General features: G+C 55.8%; 15 protein-coding genes. 11 read left to right on the top strand and 4 right to left on the bottom strand.

The features are described from left to right. Positions 1–139 precede the first annotated feature (139 nt). The 4 genes from dnaK to HMPREF2958_RS00615 all read left to right on the top strand — a co-directional run bounded on the left by dnaK (position 140) and on the right by HMPREF2958_RS00615 (position 4,261). Entirely contained in the window at positions 140–1,990 is a 1,851-nt protein-coding gene (gene dnaK / locus HMPREF2958_RS00630; RefSeq protein ID WP_070695822.1) for a molecular chaperone DnaK, read from the top strand. 2 nt (positions 1,991–1,992) lie between these two features. Then, positions 1,993–2,565: a nucleotide exchange factor GrpE gene (locus HMPREF2958_RS00625; RefSeq protein ID WP_070695821.1), complete on the top strand. Its 573-nt coding sequence runs from the start codon at positions 1,993–1,995 to the stop codon at positions 2,563–2,565. A 199-nt stretch (positions 2,566–2,764) separates the two neighbouring features. Continuing rightward, on the top strand, positions 2,765–3,802 hold the full coding sequence (locus HMPREF2958_RS00620; RefSeq protein WP_070695820.1) for a DnaJ domain-containing protein: 1,038 nt from the start codon (positions 2,765–2,767) through the stop codon (positions 3,800–3,802). Positions 3,803–3,805: 3 nt separating this feature from the next. Further along, on the top strand, positions 3,806–4,261 hold the full coding sequence (locus tag HMPREF2958_RS00615; RefSeq protein ID WP_070695819.1) for a heat shock protein transcriptional repressor HspR: 456 nt from the start codon (positions 3,806–3,808) through the stop codon (positions 4,259–4,261). Positions 4,262–4,509: 248 nt separating this feature from the next. Here HMPREF2958_RS00615 and trmB read toward each other — a convergent pair whose 3' ends face one another. Beyond that, on the bottom strand, positions 4,510–5,328 hold the full coding sequence (gene trmB / locus HMPREF2958_RS00610; RefSeq protein ID WP_070695862.1) for a tRNA (guanosine(46)-N7)-methyltransferase TrmB: 819 nt from the start codon (positions 5,326–5,328) through the stop codon (positions 4,510–4,512). A gap of 141 nt (positions 5,329–5,469) precedes the next feature. Beyond that, positions 5,470–5,874, bottom strand: a complete 405-nt coding sequence (locus HMPREF2958_RS00605; protein WP_070695818.1) for a hypothetical protein — start codon at positions 5,872–5,874, stop codon at positions 5,470–5,472. Between the two features lie 403 nt (positions 5,875–6,277). Between HMPREF2958_RS00605 and HMPREF2958_RS00600 the strand changes: the two genes are divergently transcribed. Together HMPREF2958_RS00600 and HMPREF2958_RS00595 are read left to right on the top strand one after the other, a co-directional pair. Further along, positions 6,278–7,741 carry an amino acid permease gene (locus HMPREF2958_RS00600; RefSeq protein ID WP_070695817.1) on the top strand — a complete coding sequence of 488 codons (1,464 nt, stop codon included), beginning with the start codon at positions 6,278–6,280 and terminating at the stop codon, positions 7,739–7,741. 507 nt (positions 7,742–8,248) lie between these two features. Next, positions 8,249–9,721 (top strand): amino acid permease, encoded by a 1,473-nt coding sequence (locus HMPREF2958_RS00595; protein ID WP_070695816.1) that lies wholly within the window; start codon positions 8,249–8,251, stop codon positions 9,719–9,721. A 145-nt stretch (positions 9,722–9,866) separates the two neighbouring features. On the opposite strand, the gene HMPREF2958_RS00590 is transcribed toward HMPREF2958_RS00595, so the two are convergent. Then, complete coding sequence (locus HMPREF2958_RS00590; protein WP_246827963.1) at positions 9,867–11,261, bottom strand: TY-Chap domain-containing protein; 1,395 nt, start codon at positions 11,259–11,261, stop codon at positions 9,867–9,869. A gap of 240 nt (positions 11,262–11,501) precedes the next feature. Between HMPREF2958_RS00590 and HMPREF2958_RS00585 the strand changes: the two genes are divergently transcribed. Next, positions 11,502–13,937, top strand: a complete 2,436-nt coding sequence (locus tag HMPREF2958_RS00585; RefSeq protein ID WP_070695815.1) for a Tex family protein — start codon at positions 11,502–11,504, stop codon at positions 13,935–13,937. Positions 13,938–14,206: 269 nt separating this feature from the next. Here HMPREF2958_RS00585 and HMPREF2958_RS00580 read toward each other — a convergent pair whose 3' ends face one another. Next, entirely contained in the window at positions 14,207–15,034 is an 828-nt protein-coding gene (locus tag HMPREF2958_RS00580; RefSeq protein WP_070695814.1) for an aldo/keto reductase, read from the bottom strand. 366 nt (positions 15,035–15,400) lie between these two features. Here HMPREF2958_RS00580 and HMPREF2958_RS00575 point away from each other — a divergent pair, with 366 nt between their 5' ends. From HMPREF2958_RS00575 to HMPREF2958_RS00560, 4 genes are all read left to right on the top strand, one after another. Continuing rightward, a complete protein-coding gene (locus tag HMPREF2958_RS00575; protein ID WP_141747823.1) occupies positions 15,401–15,715 on the top strand; it encodes a hypothetical protein in 315 nt (104 codons plus the stop codon). A gap of 191 nt (positions 15,716–15,906) precedes the next feature. Then, positions 15,907–17,133 (top strand): cytochrome P450, encoded by a 1,227-nt coding sequence (locus tag HMPREF2958_RS00570; protein ID WP_048753235.1) that lies wholly within the window; start codon positions 15,907–15,909, stop codon positions 17,131–17,133. Then, on the top strand, positions 17,120–18,076 hold the full coding sequence (locus tag HMPREF2958_RS00565; protein WP_048753237.1) for an ABC transporter ATP-binding protein: 957 nt from the start codon (positions 17,120–17,122) through the stop codon (positions 18,074–18,076). The genes HMPREF2958_RS00570 and HMPREF2958_RS00565 overlap by 14 nt, the downstream gene beginning before the upstream one ends. A gap of 13 nt (positions 18,077–18,089) precedes the next feature. Beyond that, the gene (locus HMPREF2958_RS00560) at positions 18,090–18,929 is read left to right on the top strand and encodes an ABC transporter permease (RefSeq protein WP_070619005.1); all 840 of its coding nucleotides are present in this window, start codon (positions 18,090–18,092) and stop codon (positions 18,927–18,929) included. Positions 18,930–18,933 lie beyond the last annotated feature (4 nt).

Below are 18,933 nucleotides of genomic sequence, written 5' to 3'. Positions count from 1 at the left end.
CAAGGGGTCACTCACCGGGCAGTATCCCAGCACATCTTCTCGTGCATGCGCTCGGTCTAAAAACCCCTTACGCCCCGAAGATTTAACCAAGGAACCCGCCTCGCCAAGAAGCGGGGCATAACACTAAGGAGTACAAAACATGGCACGTGCAGTTGGTATTGACCTCGGCACCACTAACTCGGTCGTATCTACCCTTGAAGGTGGCGAACCGGAAGTTATCCCTAACGCTGAAGGCGCCCGCACCACCCCTTCCGTGGTCGCATTCTCCAAGGATGGCGACGTTCTGGTGGGCAGCGTAGCAAAGCGCCAGGCGGTCACTAACGTTGATCGCACCATCTCGTCCGTCAAGCGCCACATGGGCACCGACTGGACAACGGAAATTGACGGCAAGAAATACACCCCGCAGGAAATTTCTGCACGTATTCTGCAGAAGCTCAAGAACGACGCTGAAGCATACCTGAACGACAAGGTGACCGATGCGGTTATCACCGTTCCCGCATACTTCAACGACGCTGAGCGCCAGGCCACCAAGGAAGCCGGTGAAATCGCAGGTCTGAACGTTCTGCGTATCGTGAACGAGCCGACCGCAGCTGCACTGGCATACGGTCTGGATAAGGGTAAAGAAGACGAACTGATTCTGGTCTTCGACCTTGGCGGCGGTACCTTCGATGTCTCCCTGCTTGAAGTTGGCAAGGACGAAGACGGCTTCTCCACCATTCAGGTGCGCGCAACCAGTGGCGACAACCGTCTGGGCGGCGACGACTGGGATCAGCGCATTGTGAATTGGCTGCTTGAGCAAGTCAAGTCCAAGACCGGTGCAGACCTCTCCAAAGACAAGATCGCTCTGCAGCGTCTGCAGGAGGCAGCTGAGCAGGCTAAGAAGGAGCTCTCCAGCGCATCCAGCACCAACATTTCGCTGCAGTACCTCTCGGTAACCCCCGAAGGCCCGATCCACCTAGACGAGAAGCTCTCTCGCGCAAAGTTTGAGGATCTCACCAGCGACCTGCTCGAACGCACCAAGAAGCCCTTCCAGGACGTTATTAAGGAAGCAGGCATCAAGGTTTCGGATATTTCCGAGGTCGTGCTCGTGGGTGGTTCCACCCGTATGCCCGCCGTGGCTAACCTGGTGAAGGAACTCACCGGTCGTGAGCCCAACAAGGGTGTTAACCCCGATGAGGTTGTGGCAATGGGTGCAGCCCTGCAGGCAGGCGTGCTCAAGGGCGACCGTAAGGACGTTCTGCTGATCGACGTGACCCCGCTGTCCCTCGGTATCGAAACCAAGGGCGGTGTGATGACCAAGCTGATCGAGCGCAACACCGCTATTCCGACCAAGCGTTCTGAGACCTTCACGACCGCTGAAGACAACCAGCCTTCCGTGTCGATTCAGGTGTTCCAGGGTGAGCGCGAATTCACCCGCGACAACAAGAACCTGGGTACCTTCGAGCTGACCGGTATTGCCCCCGCACCGCGCGGCGTACCCCAGATTGAGGTCACCTTCGATATTGACGCCAACGGCATTGTGCACGTCTCCGCAAAGGACAAAGGCACGGGTGCTGAGCAGTCCATGACCATTACCGGCGGTACCTCCCTCTCGAAGGAAGACATTGACCGCATGGTCAAGGATGCTGAGGCTCACGCAGAGCAGGATAAGGCACGCCGCGAGGCAGCCGACACCCGTAACGCGGCAGAGTCTGTGGCATACTCCGTCGATAAGCTCTTGAAGGAGAATGGCGAGAAGCTGCCCGAAGACGTCAAGACTGAGGTCCAGGGCGATGTCGATGAGCTCAAGAAGGCTCTTGAAGGCGATGACGACGATGCCGTGAAGTCCGCTCTTGAGAAGCTGCAGGCATCCCAGACCAAGCTGGGCGAGGCTCTGTACGCTTCCGCGCAGGCAGAGGCTAACGCAGACTCCGCTTCTTCCGCCAAGGAAGATGACGAAGATGTGGTAGACGCCGAGGTTATCGACGAGGACGAAGACGAGAAGAAGTAATCATGGCTGAACACGAAAACACTGCGGGCGACCCGTTGGAGGAGGCATTCAACGCCCCCGCCGCCGAGGGACACCCCCAGGCTGAGGAAACCCCTGCCGTAGCCGATGCTGCGGCGGGGGAAACCCCCGAGCCGAGTGAGGAAGCACCCTCAGAGGATGCGAAACTCGCGGCAGAACGCCTGGACAGCCTGCTTCGCCTGCAGGCGGAGTTCACAAACTTCAAGAACCGTGCCGCCCGCGAGAAGGAGCAGCTTCGGGAGTTCGTGGCGAGCGATATTGTGAGCCTGCTTCTGCCGGTGCTCGACGATATTGACGCCGCACGCAAGCACGGCGACCTGCAGGAAGGTCCCTTCGCTGCGATCGCCACCAAGCTTGAGGATTCTCTCAAAAAAGAAGGCGTGGAACGCTTCGGTGAGGTGGGCGAGCCCTTCGACCCGAATATTCACGAAGCGGTCATGCAGCAGCCGACCAGCGAGGTAGAACCGGACCACATTTCGATGGTTCTGCGATACGGGTACCGCGTGAAAGAGCGCGTGGTACGCACCGCCCAGGTTGCGGTGGCTGCCGCCGAATAAACACTCCGTAGAGCACACAACGGGCGGGTTCTTGAGAAATTGAGAACCCGCCCGTTTGCCGCATATTTCCGCGGATTTTCTGGGATTTCTCTTCCAAAATTGAGTCTAGTAGACTAAACTTTATATAGGATTAAAAACTAAGGTTGTGCCCTCTTAGGGGCAGTTACAAGAACCCCGGACGACGGGAAAGGAGAACTACATGGCAAGCGAAAACTGGTTGTCAGAAGACTTTTATAAAACCCTCGGCGTGAAAGAAGACGCCTCCGACTCCGATATTAAAAAGGCCTACCGCAAACTCTCGCGCAAATACCACCCGGACCTAAACCCCGGGAACGAGACAGCCGAGAAGAAATTCAAGGAAGTCTCTGAAGCCTACGACGTGCTTTCGGATAAGAAACAGCGCGAGGAATACGACCAGATCCGCAAATACGGTGCCGCAGGGTTCGCCAATGGCGGCTTCGGTGCGGGCGCTGGCGGATTTGGCGGTGCCGGTGGGTTCGGCGGATTTAACGGCCAAAACGTGCACTTCACCACCGGCGGCGGTGCCGAAGGTATCAATATTGAGGATCTGCTCGGCGGGCTCTTCGGTGGCGGCGCTGGAGGAGCGGGCGGTTCACGCCGTACCGCCGGGTTCACGAGCGCCGACTTTGGCGACGCCGGATTTGGCGGCAGCGGCTTCGGCGGTGGTGGGCGCAAACGCGCCCCGCAGGATAATAACCTTTCCACCAGCACCCGCATTACTCTGCCGCAGTCGTACACAGGCACCACCGCGACCGTGTTCCTGCCGGACGGCACGAGCACTGAGGCGCGCATCCCGGCGGGTGTGAAGGACGGGCAGAAGGTGCGTGTGCGTGGTAAGGGTCGCCCCGGCACTGGCGGCGATCTGATGGTGACCGTGCGCGTTTCGGACGACCCGCACTACAGCCGCGAAGGAAACAACCTGGTGTTGCGTGCCCCCGTGACCCTAGAGGAAGCCGTCAATGGAGGTGTGCTGGAGGTGCCCGTACCCGGCGGTAAAACCGTCAAATTGCGGCTGACTCCCGGCAGCGTGGGCCGTAAACTGCGTGCGAAAGGACGCGGGTTCACAACCAAGTCGGGCACCGGCGACCTGCTGGTGATCCCCGAGGTGCACCTGCCGCAGAACCTGAGCGATGAAGCGAAGGAAGTCTTCGAGAAGTTCATTGCTCTGGCGCCGCAGGAGAACCCCCGTGAGGACCTTTTGAAGAAAGTTAGGTAGCTTATGAGTGCCCATAATAAGCAGTCATCGGCGTCTGCCTACAGCGCCGACCGGCCGGTTTTTGTGATTTCGGTGGCGGCGGATCTGGCGGGTATGCACCCGCAGACGCTCCGCCAATACGACCGTCTGGGGCTGGTGCAGCCTTCGCGTGCGCCGGGTAAGGCTAGGCGCTATTCGCAGCGCGATGTGGATTTACTTCAGCGTATTCAGCAGCTCTCGCAGGAAGGCGTTTCGCTTGAGGGAATCCGCCGGATTATTGAGCTTGAAGAGATGGTTGAGGAACACCGGGATCATATTGCCCGCCTGCAGGCCCAGCTTGAGGATGCGCACGCCAAGTTGGGGCTGGCGGAACGAGTGTTCGCAGCCAGCACCCGCGGGGATGTGGTGAACATCCAGCGGGGGCGGCGCCCGGCACCGCGCAAACGCTCCTCGGCGGTGGTGCTGTACCGGCAGAAATAGTTTTACCGTGGGTGGTTCTCAACCGACGACAACGTAACGTGACATGTCAGCTTAGCCATGTGCTTACTTCACTCTTTACGAGTGTCAGGCGGGCGGCGCGCCTGACCTGACCACGGCGTAAGCCTTTTCGGGGCAACGATATCCTTTGCCTATATGCGAGTGTCGGAGGTAACGCAGCGAAGCGAGTACGCCTCCGACTGCTTGAGCAAGGGCAAAGTGGTATCGTTACCCTTTCCCTAGCAGATAACTTATTTACGCCTATAGGTCAGGTCGTGGGCGCGGCGGCCCGCCTCACGAGCCTTCCTCTCAAAGCTAGTCAGGATGCGCCCCTCCCAGCGCGGCGCCCAACCGCCGACAGGGTCGTCCCCGGTAGCGCCTTCACCGGCATGCATGTTCTCGAAATCCGGATGCGCCTCCATAACATCGCGCATCACGTGGGCGTATTCTTCCCAGTCGGTAGCAAGGCGCCAGATTCCACCGGGTTTGAGCACGCGCGCAACCTTGTCGGCAAAAGCGGGGGAGACCAGGCGGCGTTTGTGGTGGCGTGACTTGTGCCAAGGGTCGGGGAAGAAAACCCAGAGCTCATCAACCGAATTTTCTTCCAGCATGTTATCGAGCAGTTCGGGGGCGTTAGCCTGAGCGACGCGCACATTCTCAACCCCGGCTTGCCCCATCTTGAGCAGCAGATCCGCAATGCCGGGGGTGTAGACCTCAACGGCAAGGAAGTTCGCCTCGGGCATTTCGGAGGCGCGGTGCACGATTGCTTCGCCCAGCCCGGAACCAATCTCGACAACCTGGTAGGCTTCGCGCCCGTAGATTGTGACCGGGTCGAAGGTGGCTTCGGGGGCTACAGAGGTATCTGCCCGCAGCCGGGGTATGTCGAGCACGTGAGTTTGGGAGTAGGTGTCCCACGCTTTTTGGCGGCGCGAGGTCAGGCGGTCGCCGCGGCGCACGAAGGAGTAGGGCTGGCGGAAGAACTCGGGCGGTACCGTTTTCTTCTCGGGCGTCTGGGGTGCATCGGTGTTGACCGGTGCGGTGGTCTGCGCGTTCTGCTCTTGAGATGACATACCTATCAGGATAACGTAGCGGCGCGTGGAGGGAGGCACTGTTAAAAATTCTGGGCAGTTAAAAATTTCGGGAGCAGTTTTTCATTGTACTGAAGAAACTGCCCCCGTTTGGTCTTTGCGACCGCAAATTCGCCGTGCAGGTTACTTCTTCTTGCCGGAGAACAGCAACGCCAGACCCGCGCCGAGCATCACGATGTTGTTGGCGAGCTGCTGCCCGTCCTGGGTAGGGCGGAAGGCTTTATCGTGCATGTCCGGGTTGCGGAAGTACATTGTCATGAGGTTGGCGCCAAAGGCAGTCAGACCCGCGCCCGCGAGGCGGGAAGGAATAAAGGGGGTCAGCAGGGTAGCGCCGAGTGCGGTTTCCGAGTAGGAAATAAGTTTGCCGAAGGTTTTGGGGTCGAGCTTGGCGACGGCGGGAACGCCGGTTGCCGCCATCTGCTGCAGGTATGCGTAGGTACCTTCGTCGGCACCGAGTTTCTTGACGCCTGCATCGAGCACGAGCGCGCCCGTGGTGAGGCGCAGTGCAGCGTTTGATAGTTTACCCATGAGTGAGTGTCCTCCTGATGTTTGTGATGAGATGAGTGATGCGGTATTTCCGCACCGGGCATTGCAATTGTAGCGGCAAACTTCAGGAAAGTTTATTTAATCGTAAAGTTTTAACATAATTTTTGCGATCAGCATTATTTTCAGCGTATTAGCGGGGGAGAGCGCTGGCTGAGAGAAGCATCGTCGGCGTGTCGCCACCCCCAGATAGCATAGGCATAGCCAAGGTTCATGCGAGGTATGCATCTTTTGCGGGTAGAATTCTGTGTAGTCATGGCGTAACGATGCGATTTTCCGTGAGCCGTGCTCGTGCGAAAATCTGAACTGCATCGTGATGCCCCGAAGGTCGGGGCTTCCTGTTGAGGTTGTAGCCCGCAGGGCAGAGCACACACAGAAAAGAGGAATAGTGACACAGCGGCCTTCCAAGCATACAGTTACCGAGAATGAGAGTTCCACGGGTGAAGAGAGCCTGCAGCGTGGATTAAGTTACAGGCATATCCAGCTCATCGCTATCGGCGGTGCAATTGGTACGGGGTTATTTCTAGGATCGGCGAAGACTATTTCGCTCACGGGACCTTCCATCGTATTTGTCTATGCGATTATTGGCATCATTATCTATTTTGTGCTGCGTGCGATGGGCGAGATTCTGCTATCGAACCCGAAGTACAAGTCATTCACCGATTTCGTATCTGATATTTTGGGTACTCGCGCGGGCTTTTTCGTCGGTTGGTCGTACTGGTTCTTCTGGGTGACCACGGGTATTGCGGATGTGCTGGCGATTACGGATTACACGCATTACTGGTTCCCCGAGCTGCCCTCATTTATTCCTGCACTTATTGTGATCGGGGCGCTGTTGGCACTGAACCTGCCGTCGGTGAAAAACTTCGGTGAGATCGAGTTCTGGTTCGCCATGGTTAAGATCGTGTCGATTCTGGCGCTTATCGCCGTGGGTGCCGTGATGGTCGTGTTCGGGTTTACGAGTCCGAATGGAACGGTCGCCTCCATTACGCACTTGTGGGATCACCCGGGACCATCGGGCAACGGTGTGTTTATTCACGGTCTGACGGGTTTCTTGGGTTCGTTCCAGATTGCGCTGTTCGCGTTCGTGGGTGCTGAGCTGGTGGGTACCGCCGTGGCAGAGACAAAGAACCCCGAACGTACCCTGCCGCGCGCGATTAACGCTGTGCCTTTCCGCATGGTGCTGTTCTATGTGCTGCCGCTGTCGGCGATTCTTGCGGTGACTCCCTGGGATAAACTCGACCTTAATATGAGTCCTTTCGTGGGGATGTTCTCACTGGCGGGTGTGTCAATTGCCGCCTCGCTCATTAACTTTGTAGTGCTGACGTCGGCAACGTCTTCGGCGAACTCGGGTATTTTTTCGACCTCGCGCATGGTGTACGGGCTGGCAGAGGAGGGGAATGCGCCTTCCTTCCTGAAGAAGCTCTCGAAGAACGGCGTACCCACGAATGCTCTGTACCTGACGACGGTTCTTCTGCTCTTTAGCCTGGTGATGCTGGCGTTTGGGCATGAGCTTCTGGAAGCGTTTACTGTCGTGACTTCGGTAGCCTCAATTATGGGTATTTTCACGTGGTCGATGATTCTGGTGTCGTACCTGGTATACCGCAAGAAGTTCCCTAAACGGCATGAAGCCTCGCAGTATAAGATGCCGTTCGGTCGCACGATGAGCTGGGTTGGTTTAGTGTTCTTCGCTTTGATGATCTATGCCCTGAGCTTGCAGCCAGAAACCGGGTTGGCTCTGGCGCTTAGCCCTATCTGGTTTATCGGGGTTGAGCTTGGGTACGAGATTATGGTGCGCCGTCATGCGCGTAAGCGCCTTCTTGCGGAGTCAGCACGGGCGGAAACTAAGTAGCGAGTCTTATTTATTCCTTAATAGCGGGCGGGACGCGGTGCGTAGAAAAAAACGTGCGGCATCCCGCCCGCTGTGTCTTTGGGGGCGATGGCATATGGCATGTACCAGAACAGGCCCTAATATGTATAGATATTCTTAAATTTGTATAGAAATCATATATGATGAGAATTTTTCTTTTGAGGATGTGGCGAGTTGGGCAGCAAAGGGACGTACCTCACGCGTGCCGTGTTTTCTGAAAGTAAGGCTTATTGTCAAGGGTTTTTCGTAGATTTCTTCCGAAATTTTTTTGCACTTCGACATAAAGAATTTATTATTCGTGATGCATGCTATAGATGTGCGACACACTTCCTGGAGATAATTACACAATACCGTCCCTGTTATGTAGAATATATATTCAAAAGTTGTGATAGCTCACCGTATTTTACGGGCTGAGTGCTGCACTTGCCGCCCCGAAAGCCGGGGCTGTCCCGCTCGGCTGCGGGACCCAACCACGAAAGAGGAACTGTCATGCAGCAACCTCACGATAATGCCGCATCGGCGGCAGACACGACAGATAATGCTGAAGAACTGCACCGCGGGCTGAGCAACCGACACATCCAGCTCATTGCTATCGGCGGTGCTATTGGTACCGGGCTCTTCATGGGTTCCGGTAAGGCAATTTCTAAAGCTGGTCCATCTATCCTCTTGGTCTACATGGTTATCGGCGCCGCTATCTTCTTGGTGCTGCGTGCGATGGGTGAGATCCTTCTATCAAACCTGAAATATAAGTCATTCTCAGACTTTGCTACCGACCTGATCGGGCGCCCCGCAGGGTTTTTCCTTGGATGGTCGTACTGGTTCATGTGGGTGGTCACCGCGGTCGCAGATATTATCGCAATCGTGGGCTATACCGAGCTGTGGTGGCCCGATTTACCGAAGGCGGTTCCAGCACTCGTCGTGATTATTGCGCTGCTGGCGCTGAATCTGCCCTCGGTGAAGAACTTCGGTGAGATCGAGTTCTGGTTCGCCATGATTAAGATTGTTGCCATCTGCGCCCTCATTATCGTGGGTGCCATTATGGTTGCTACGAGCTTCACGACACCCAGCGGTGCTCACGCTCAGGTAGCCAACCTGTGGAACGACGGTGGGTTCTTCCCCAATGGTGTTACCGGATTCTTAGGCGCCTTCCAGATCGCGGTCTTCGCCTTTATGGGGTCCGAGCTGGTAGGTACTACCGCCGCCGAAACCCAGAACCCCACGGTGACCCTGCCGAAGGCTATTAACTCAGTGCCGGTTCGTATTCTCATCTTCTACGTGGGTGCCCTGATCGTTATTCTGATGGTAAACCCCTGGCGTGAAATTGATCCGGCCAAGAGCCCCTTCGTGACCATGTTTACCCTCGCCGGTATTGCCATTGCGGCGCATATCGTGAACGTTGTGGTGCTGACCTCGGCAACATCATCGGCGAACTCGGGTATTTTCTCGACTTCGCGCATGGTGTACGGTCTCTCGCAGGAAGGTTACGCCCCGAAGTTCCTCGGTAACCTTTCCGGGAGCGGCGTGCCCCGCAATGCGCTGTTCCTCACCTCGATTCTGCTACTCTCCAGCATCGCCCTGCTCTATGCTGGCGACTCGATTATTGAGGCGTTCACGCTGGTCACCACGATGGCGGCAGTACTTGTGATCTTCGTATGGTCGATGATCCTCGTCAGCTACCTGTGTTACCGCGCGAAGCGCCCCAACCTGCACCGGGAAACCACCTATCCCATGCCCGGCGGCGTGGTGGCATGCTGGATCGTGCTTGCGTTCTTTGCTTTCATCATCGGGATTCTTGCTACCGATAAAGACACTCTCACAGGTCTAATGCTCATGCCCATCTGGTTCATCCTGCTGACTATCGGGTGGTTCGTGAAGAACAGCATCAACCCCGAAATCCCGGAGACCAGCATTACGCAGTCGCATCCGGTGGTGGATATGAAGGCACCGAAGAATAACAAGTAAGGATACTCCGGCGGATATCTGTTCCGCATTACTTCCGGTATAAAAAGGCTCTTGATGTGAATAGGGCGGCGTTACTAGCGCTTTTTCACATCAAGAGCCTTTTAGTGTGATAGGGGAGGAGAAACGGAAGAATTCGTGCCCCGGCTTAACCGGCTTCGGTGCCCGAGGTATCCTCGGCATCCAACACCAGGTCATCCGTGCGGTAGTAGTCCCAGCGGGAACAGCCCATACCCCAGCGCATTGCCTGCACCACATCCTGCGCGGCCTCATGAGGGTCAAAAACATTCCGGTTCCACATAGGCTGCATGGGGGTCGGCGCCGCCCACCCGCGCGAACGCAGATAGTCGGTGCTGAACTTGGGCAAAACTTCAGCCTCCATCGCAATTTCGCACAGAAACCCGGCGGGGGAGCGGTAGATACACACAAGCGGCATCGCGTTGGCATGCGCGGCACCCGTGAGCACATAGTAGGTGCGCAGATGCCTGCTCCAGGGCAGGCTCGCCAAACGCTGACCGAATGAGTTCGCTACCTCGTCCCAACGGTCGCGGGCAGAAACCGTCTGCTCAGACTTCACAACCCCAATACCCTGCACCGCAAGCTGCTCGGGCGAAATACTGGGCGGATGCGGCGGCACCCGCACCGGTGCGACCTCACTCTTCGTCATCTGCAGGGCATCGGTCACCATTGTGCGACCCACCTGCAAGGCCGTATGCCACGACCCATACTTCGCGCGCACTGCCGCTAGAAACGGCACCCGGCCCAGATTACTGCGCATGGTAGACCAGGTTCCGTAGGCAAGCACCGTCGGCTGCCGATCATACCGAATACAGTAACTCATGAAACTGCCCAGTTGGTTGCGGAACTCCATATCCGTGAGCGAAGTACCGCCCAGCTGCCAGTTGTACTCCGCATAATCGGGCGGACACACACCGGTGCGCAGCATGGCGGTTGACCATCCGCCATCACCCAGCTGATCACGAATGCTCTCGCAGGAGGGCGGCCATACAAACGAACCGTGTGCCACGTCTTGGGACTCAGTCGGAAGATGCTGGCATACATCGCGGTAGGTAAGCTCATCAAGCTGAGTATATGGATGCAGCGCCAGGTACTTGAGCCCAGCGCCCACCTTCCCTAGAATCAGGGCGATATTCTGCGGTGAAACCCGTGCGCTCTCCAATAAGCGCAGCATATCCGCCATGACCGTTGCATCCAGAGTTGTTGCGGCGTAGGAACCATCCGGCGCCAGACCGTAAGCCTCCGCCACCGCATACCAGACGGCGGTCGCCAGCAAAACGTGGGTGGGAGTCTGCTCGCCGTGCGAACCAAACTCCCACATGCCAGAATCTAAAGCAAAATCAAGATGTTCCCGGTTAACCTGCGGAAAAAGAACACGAATACGCCGGTGCGTTTCGCTCGGAGTCCAGCCCTGCGCAGCCAAGGCGGTAATCAGCGTGCCAAACTGCTGATGAAATTCCGCGTACCCCGGCGGCAAAGACGAACGTGAAGGCACCTGTGCGCGATCGTCAGCACGACCATACATGCGAAACCTTCTTTCAGCCAGTCCACCGTGAACCGGCTACCGTCATGCCATCTTCTATGCCCCGGCGCATAACTTCTGCACAATCGCCGGAATATCTGAAAAATAGCGATGTGATGTTATTACCCATTCTAGATGCGGGACCATAGCTGTAAAATTTATTACGCTCCGATGCGCAACATACCCCGCGCCGCACGCCCCGCAAGACTGGCACAGCACTCCCGAGAATGCGAAACTGAGAGAATGAGCGAAAAACACGAGCGCACCGAAGCTACGAACACCCGCATCCTGACGATGCTCTCTAAGGAACTAGACCTCAAACCCACGCGTGTTCGTGCCGCCGTAAACCTGCTCGACTCCGGGTCTTCGGTTCCGTTTATCGCTCGATACCGCAAAGAAGCTACGGGCGCGCTCACCGACACCCACCTGCGTGCTATCAGCACCCGGCTCGATGCCCTGCGTGCGCTCGAAACTCGCCGCGAGAATATTCTCAGCTCGCTCGCCCAACGCCGCGAAGACGGGCTGATCGATCCGCTTACCTACGAACAGCTCATCACGGGGGTGGGGGCGGCATCCAGTAAACAAGACCTCGAAGCGCTCTACGCACCCTACCGGAGTGAGCGCATCACCAAGGCGCAGCGTGCCCGCGCGGCAGGTCTGGAGGCGCTCGTTGAAGACCTGCTCGAAGTTCCGCTTGCCGGGGTCTACGATATTGCCGCAGCCTATGTGGACGAACCGGATGAAACCGACGATAAACATGCGGCAGATGCCGGAAAATCCGAAGGCACCGGAATTACAACGGTGGAGGAAGCCCTCGACGGCGCCCGCGCTATCCTGATCGACCGGGCGCTGACCGACCCAACGCTTGCCGAACGTCTTCACGAAAGAATGGTTGCCACAGGCACGATCTCTAGCCGAATTATCGCCGGGCGAGAAGCCGAAGGGGCAAAATTCGCCGACTATTTCGACTTTTCCGACAGCATTAGGCGTATCCGCCCACACCGGGTTCTCGCCCTGCTTCGCGCCAAAGAAGCCGGAATCGTGCGGCTCAGTATTGACGGTGCCACACCAGCTCCGCCCCTGAGCAAACTCCGCGGAGAAGCGCGTGCTGCTGCGCTTGCCCTCGCTGAAAATTACGAGAACGTTCGTTCGGGATACGAGCGTGAAGTTGCCGCAGCGCTGCGCATACCCGTGCAGGTTCTCAACACCGTCGACAGTGAAGACCGTGTGCTCGGCTGGCTCGCCGCAACCGTGCGCACCGCATGGCGTAAACGGCTGCACCCCCGCCTGGCAGACCGCATACGCAATGCCCTCTTCGAGATGGCAGAACGCGAAGCCATCACCGTTTTCGCCTCGAACCTGCGCGACCTTCTGCTTGCCGCGCCCGCCGGGCAAAAAGTCACCCTCGGGCTTGACCCGGGGTTGCGTAACGGTGTGAAATGCGCGGTTATTGACGGCACCGGGCACGTGCTGAAAACCTTCACGGTGTACCCGCACGCGCCTCGATACGACCGTGCCGGTGCGCTCGCTGCCCTTGAAGATGCGGTGCTCACCCACGGCGTGGAGCTTATCGCCATTGGCAACGGCACCGCCTCACGTGAGACCGATAAACTCGCCGCCGAACTGCTGGCGAAGCTGCGTTCTCAGGGGTATAAGGCGGCGCAGAAGGTTACCGTCTCAGAGGCGGGGGCATCCGTATATTCAGCCTCCGAACTCGCCAGCGAAGAGCTGCCCGATCTTGACGTAACGGTACGCGGGGCGGTCTCGATCGCCCGGCGGCTGCAAGACCCGCTTGCCGAACTCGTCAAAATTGATCCCCAGTCTTTAGGCGTGGGGCAGTACCAGCATGACGTCAGCGTGACCGCTTTAAGACGCGCCCTCGATAATACGGTTGAGGACTGCGTAAACGCGGTGGGGGTTCACCTGAACAGTGCATCCGCCGCACTGCTTGCGCGTGTTGCTGGTTTTAACCGCACGATTGCTGAAAATATCGTGGCGTACCGGGGCGAACACGGGGCTTTCACCACCCGGGAAGAGCTTCTGAACGTGCCTCGGTTAGGTACTAAGGCCTATGAACAGGCGGCAGGGTTCGTGCGTATTCTGCACGGTACCGAACCGCTGGATGCCTCTGCCGTGCACCCCGAATCGTACCCTGTGGCGCGGCGTATTATCGCCGATGCACAGCGGAAACATGGGGCACTCTGGCAAGCCGGGCGGCTTATCGGCAGTGACGGGGAAGACCCGCTCACCGCGCTCGACCCCGCTGACTATGTGAACGAGAGTATTGGCGAATACACCGTGCGCGATATTTTTGAGGAATTGCGTCGCCCCGGGCGTGACCCGCGCCCCGAATTTCGTACCGCACACTTCTCTGAGGATATTTCTCGCTTTGAGGACGTAACCGTTGGGATGGTGCTTGAAGGAACCGTCTCGAACGTGGCCGCCTTCGGTGCCTTCGTCGATATCGGAGTGCACCAAGACGGGCTGATTCATATCTCGCAGATGAGCCGCGAGTATGTTGCGAACCCGCACGACATTGTGCGAAGCGGCGATATCGTGACCGTGAGAGTTGTTGAGGTGGATGCGTCTCGCCGCCGTATTTCGCTCTCGCTGCTGGTAGATGAGGGCGACTTGGGTAGCTCGGATGCGGGGCGTAAGAAAACGAATAAACGTTCTTAATAGGGTTGAACCCCGAATGCGCGTCGCAGGAACGAGCATCCGGTAGCGCATATTCTGGATACGGCACCCGACGACACCTTAGCGCATGTCCGTCCTTCGGTCGTGGGGCGACCTCAGTCCTCTTTTAATGCGCTTTCGGTGCGTCTGGAACCACATCCATCTTCTTAGATCTCGTGTACTTACCCAGCGCGAGTTGTTGCGGATATGCTCGTTCGCTCCTCACTGCGCTTCCGCAACAACTCACGGCAGAGCTTCGCGGTACGTTGCGCCTAAAATTTAGGATTCTCAGGGTCCGGACCTATGCGACCATCCTTCCGCGTAAGCCCATCAATCGCCGCAATATCTGCCGCATCCAGGGTGACATTAGCGGCCGCAAAGTTCTCGGCAATGCGCGCAGGAGTAACCGACTTCGGAATCGCCACAATCCCCTTCGCCAGATGCCAGGCGAGCACAACCTGTGCCGGAGAGATACCGTGCTTACCCGCAATCTCAACGATCACCGGGTCTTTCAGAATCTCGCCACCCTGACCGAGCGGCGACCAAGCCTCGGTCACAATACCAAACTCACTGTGCACCGCGCGCATATCTTCCTGCGAGAGATACGGGTGCAGCTCAATCTGGTGAATCGCCGGGGTCACGCTGGTATCGGCGATAATTTCGCGCAGCTGAGCCTGCGGAAAGTTAGAGACACCAATCGAACGCACCTTACCCTGCTTTTTCAACTCAATGAGCGCCCGCCACGACTCCAGATAGGTACCCTGCTGCGGCATAGCCCAGTGAATCAGATACAAATCCACGTAATCGGTGCCGAGCCGCTCTAGCGACGCATCAAGCGCGGCAATAGCCTTCTCAAAACCCTGATCCGAGTTCCACAGCTTGGTGGTGAGAAAAATATCCTCGCGCGGCACGGAGCTGGCGGCAATACCACGACCTACCCCAACCTCGTTCCCATAAATGGATGCAGTATCGATGTGGCGGTAACCTGCTTCGAGAGCCGTACCGACAGCATCGGCGGCACCATTATCCTCAATCTGCCACACGCCATACCCGAGCTGAGGAATGCTGTTGCCGTCGTTGAACGTGATGTTTTTGACCATTACTTCTCCTGAAATTTGATGGGGACTGACGCCAACGGTACCCCTGGATGCGCTCGCACGCTAGGGTGACGGGCGCATCCAGCCCAGCGCGAAACCGGTAAGCCCCTCCCAGGCGCAGAAAAGAGCCTTTATTTATATTGAAAAATCCCGCTTTATTCGCCATCAAGAGCCTTTTAGATTCAGAAAAGACAAAAAGTATGAGCTGTAGAGATAAACGGGATTTGATTCCTGTCGAGCAGCAAGTCACATGACTATAGTCATACATTCTTACTGACGTTACGGCACTGCCTGTAGAGAGTCTTCTTCGAGAGACTGGAATAGCCGGGATAGAAAAGGTTTCTATCCAATCGGTGTTCTAAGGAGAATATGATGACTGCACTAGTCACCACTAAAGTCAATGCTCTTGCAGCTGCACGTACTTTCGGGACGGCAGCGGGTAGCCCCGCTCACCGCCGTGCACTTGTGGCAAACCCCAGCGAGGTTTTGGCTGAAGCAGGCGTTGTTCCCTCAGGAACTCAGGTTCGCCTGGTAGAAGATGAAACCCTAACTCTGGGACACCACAAGGTTGTTAATGACGGGGAAGAACTCGTCATCGCAATCGCTCCCGCTGTCGAAGAAGAGCTTGATACCACCGATTCACCTGAAGACGGTATTTGCTGGTGCTGCTGCTGCCCTTGCTAAGTTCTGAAGGGCTATAAACAACGATGGGAACCAGGCTATTAAAGCTTGAGTACTAGCCTGGTTCCCACCCCGGATACACAGTGAAGGAAGATCATGAAAAAGCGTTCAACAGGTCGTTGGGTTTTTCGTGGAGCGTTACTCGTCGGATTTTTGCTTATTAACGCTTCAGCCAATCATTGGTGGCCGTTCCTATGACTTTTACATATGACAACGGATTAGTTCAGATGCCTGAACCCCCGCATCTTTTTACATCCGCTTGGTACGAATCTCCTATTTCGAGTGCTCTAGCCTGGCAGAGCCACGCTCCTGAGGGCATTGGGGCATCAGATATTTCTGGCGTTCTGTTGGCCACTCGGTTTGAGAGTGTTAAAACGGTTTTGCATGATGACCAAAGGTTCTCTGCCGTGGGACAAAAATATTTGAGCCAAATGCAGTCTCAGGCACAATACGCGAAACCTGAGCCTGCAGATTTTCAGATCCCTCAAACTCAGCAAAGGTTCTTAGCGCATATGGATGGATCACCTCTTCGCCAGATGCGCAAAAGGTTACGTACGCCTTTTACCACCGCAAATTCTAAGAAAGCGGTAGAACGTTGTCGAGATGCTATTGAGCAGTCCGTCACGATGCTCGCGCAATCGAAAAAACTAGATCTTGCAGGGTGGTGTGATGATCTCGCGGTATCCCTGATTAGTGTTCTTATCGGGTATGAAGGAGATATTATCGAGCTTTCTCGATGGTGCCGAAAACGGGGTGCTGTCCCGAGCAAACGAGAGGGGAAACTCTCTGCTCCAGATGCGCATCAGCTCTTCGCCGAAGACGTTATGGGTGCAGGAGGGTTCTACCATCAGTATCGTCACGACGGTATGCCCCACGATGCAGCAGTCGAAATTGTCAGTATGCTCGCCTCAATCACCCATGAGAGCTTGCAATGGGCTATGACTAACGTTTTGACCGTACTGACACAGCGTAACCTTTGGGAAACAGTAAATTACGAGAACTCTATCGCTATGGTTGATGAGGCACTGCGCCTATACACGCCTACTGCAGCGTTAGGACGCCTCGCTACTGTCGATACCAAAATAGATGGAACGTCCATTCATGCGGGGGAATTAATCGTGTGTTTACTTCATGCCGCACAACACGATTCCAGAATGTTCCCAAACCACGATGAGTTTACGCCCGGTAGGCCGCATGCGTCAGAAGTAACCTTTGGGATGGGACCTCACGCATGCCTCGGATTCCCCATCGCCCGTCCTCTCATGGGGTCAGTTGCCCATAAAATCGCAGAATCTGCGTGTACTTTACGGCTTGGTGAAAATCCTGAACCACTACCGGAGATGATTAACTCTACGTGGATCCAAATGCCGGTACACCTTATACCTTCAATCTCTGGGGAGAATCTTTATGCAGGGATATGAGCAATACAGTGTTATCGCTGAGAACATTCACCAAAATTATAGTGATGTGAAGGTGCTTAAAGGCGTCAACCTCGCGGTCGAAAGGGGAGCAGTTCACGGTATTCTCGGGCCTAACGGCGCGGGGAAAAGCACCTTTGTGGATTTGTGCACCGGATCTTCTAAACCTACAAGCGGTACGATGCAGGTCCTCGGCGTTGATCCGCATCGTAACTCTGCCCTTGTGCGTTCGCATATGGGTATTGTGATGCAGGAAGCGGCATTCCCGACTGGGCTCAAAGTCAAAGATGCTGTCACCTGCTGGCAGCGTTATATGTCTGCAACAGAATACACAGTGCCTGAGTTTTTCGATCTTGAGAAACTAGCGGATCGCAGAATCCATGAGCTTTCCGGTGGCGAAAGGCGCAAACTTGACCTGTATCTGGCTATGATGGGCAATCCTTCTCTGCTTATTCTTGACGAACCCACAACTGGACTTGATCCGTTAGCACGTAGAGATGTGTGGGAGGTTATTCAGCATCTTGCCGAAACAGGTACTACCATATTGCTTACTTCTCACTATCTTGATGAAGTTTCGGCTCTCTGTCAGCAACTTTCTATTCTCCTTAACGGGCAGATTGTTGCGAGCGGAACCCCAGCGCAGATTGCTAAAGAATACAGTCACACACGGCAAGGCTGGGTAGAACTCTCAGACTACCAGAACGCCCAAGCCCTTGGTGGAGAACTTTCTTCGCAGAGCGGGTACAAGAATATACGTGTTCATGATGCCACGGTTTCATTCGATGTAGAGTCCCCAACAGGTCTACAAAACTTATTTGCAACATCCGCATATCGTGATGCTGTCCTTGATTTTGCGCTCAGCGACTATTCACTTGAAAACGCGTACGGCAGCATTGTGCGATCTACGGATGCCCCACAGGGTATAGGTAGTACCCGCACGGACTAGGAAGGCCACTTACGTGAGTGCCACAATCTCAAACTTCGCACGGAGTCTGTATGCGCAAATAGCCATGCAGCTGACCGTCTTTATCCGCAATATGCGGAGTGTTTTTTTCACCTTAGCCTTCCCCATTATGATGATCGTGCTCTTCGCCAGTGGATCTTCAGGACAGGCTAATATTCCCGCTCAGCAGGGAATTAACGTAACAATGGCAAGCTGGACTATCGTGGGCTTGTGCTGCTACACGCTCTTGATGGGTACATTTGTGCGTGTAGCAGGTGATATGGCGGCGCAGCGCTCGACCTCTCTCCTGAAACGCCTGCGACTTCGGAGCACATCGGATGCCGCAGTAATCGCTGGTTACATTGTGACTGCATCCATCATTGCCCTAGCGTGTACTTTAATCCTTATTGTCTTTGGTATGGCGGTGTATCACCTGCCTATGCCTAAAAATATTCCACTGACGATATTGGTTATTCTGCTGACTACGGTGGTGCTATCGCTCATCGGTGCTGCGTACGCATCGTTTATTCCCAGTGCAGAAGCAACTCAGATTATGCTGTTACCGCCTGCTCTAGTTTTGATGTTCCTCTCAGGTATCTTCCAACCTGTATGGACTATCCCAGCTGGCCTACGAGACTTTGCAGGATGGTTCCCCCTTGTGCACTTAACGGATGCATTACGTTCCGCGTGGTTCGGGCTCGATGTGGCACACGCGCAGGTAAGTGATACTGGATTAACCATCCCTTCAGGAACCCAGTTCATCAGTACTCAAGGGATGCTGGTTATTGGTTTATGGTGTGCAGTTTCACTTATTTTTGCGATTACTAAATTCCGGTGGGATCCCCGACAACACTAGGAGA

This window comes from Rothia sp. HMSC036D11, from assembly GCF_001814205.1.
GTDB lineage: Bacteria > Actinomycetota > Actinomycetes > Actinomycetales > Micrococcaceae > Rothia > Rothia dentocariosa.
The sequence above is the reverse complement of the archived record's forward strand: the minus strand, read 5'-3'. Positions and strand labels throughout refer to the sequence as shown.

What these genes read in the sequence shown, in the direction of transcription:
- HMPREF2958_RS00615 (WP_070695819.1), top strand. Translation starts at nt 3,806, where the DNA reads ATGAGTGCCCATAATAAGCAGTCATCGGCGTCTGCCTACAGCGCCGAC.
- HMPREF2958_RS00595 (WP_070695816.1), top strand. Translation starts at nt 8,249, where the DNA reads ATGCAGCAACCTCACGATAATGCCGCATCGGCGGCAGACACGACAGAT.
- dnaK (WP_070695822.1), top strand. Translation starts at nt 140, where the DNA reads ATGGCACGTGCAGTTGGTATTGACCTCGGCACCACTAACTCGGTCGTA.
- HMPREF2958_RS00620 (WP_070695820.1), top strand. Translation starts at nt 2,765, where the DNA reads ATGGCAAGCGAAAACTGGTTGTCAGAAGACTTTTATAAAACCCTCGGC.
- HMPREF2958_RS00575 (WP_141747823.1), top strand. Translation starts at nt 15,401, where the DNA reads ATGATGACTGCACTAGTCACCACTAAAGTCAATGCTCTTGCAGCTGCA.
- HMPREF2958_RS00570 (WP_048753235.1), top strand. Translation starts at nt 15,907, where the DNA reads ATGACTTTTACATATGACAACGGATTAGTTCAGATGCCTGAACCCCCG.
- HMPREF2958_RS00605 (WP_070695818.1), bottom strand. Translation starts at nt 5,874, where the DNA reads ATGGGTAAACTATCAAACGCTGCACTGCGCCTCACCACGGGCGCGCTC.
- HMPREF2958_RS00590 (WP_246827963.1), bottom strand. Translation starts at nt 11,261, where the DNA reads ATGTATGGTCGTGCTGACGATCGCGCACAGGTGCCTTCACGTTCGTCT.
- HMPREF2958_RS00625 (WP_070695821.1), top strand. Translation starts at nt 1,993, where the DNA reads ATGGCTGAACACGAAAACACTGCGGGCGACCCGTTGGAGGAGGCATTC.
- HMPREF2958_RS00565 (WP_048753237.1), top strand. Translation starts at nt 17,120, where the DNA reads ATGCAGGGATATGAGCAATACAGTGTTATCGCTGAGAACATTCACCAA.
- HMPREF2958_RS00580 (WP_070695814.1), bottom strand. Translation starts at nt 15,034, where the DNA reads ATGGTCAAAAACATCACGTTCAACGACGGCAACAGCATTCCTCAGCTC.
- trmB (WP_070695862.1), bottom strand. Translation starts at nt 5,328, where the DNA reads ATGTCATCTCAAGAGCAGAACGCGCAGACCACCGCACCGGTCAACACC.
- HMPREF2958_RS00585 (WP_070695815.1), top strand. Translation starts at nt 11,502, where the DNA reads ATGAGCGAAAAACACGAGCGCACCGAAGCTACGAACACCCGCATCCTG.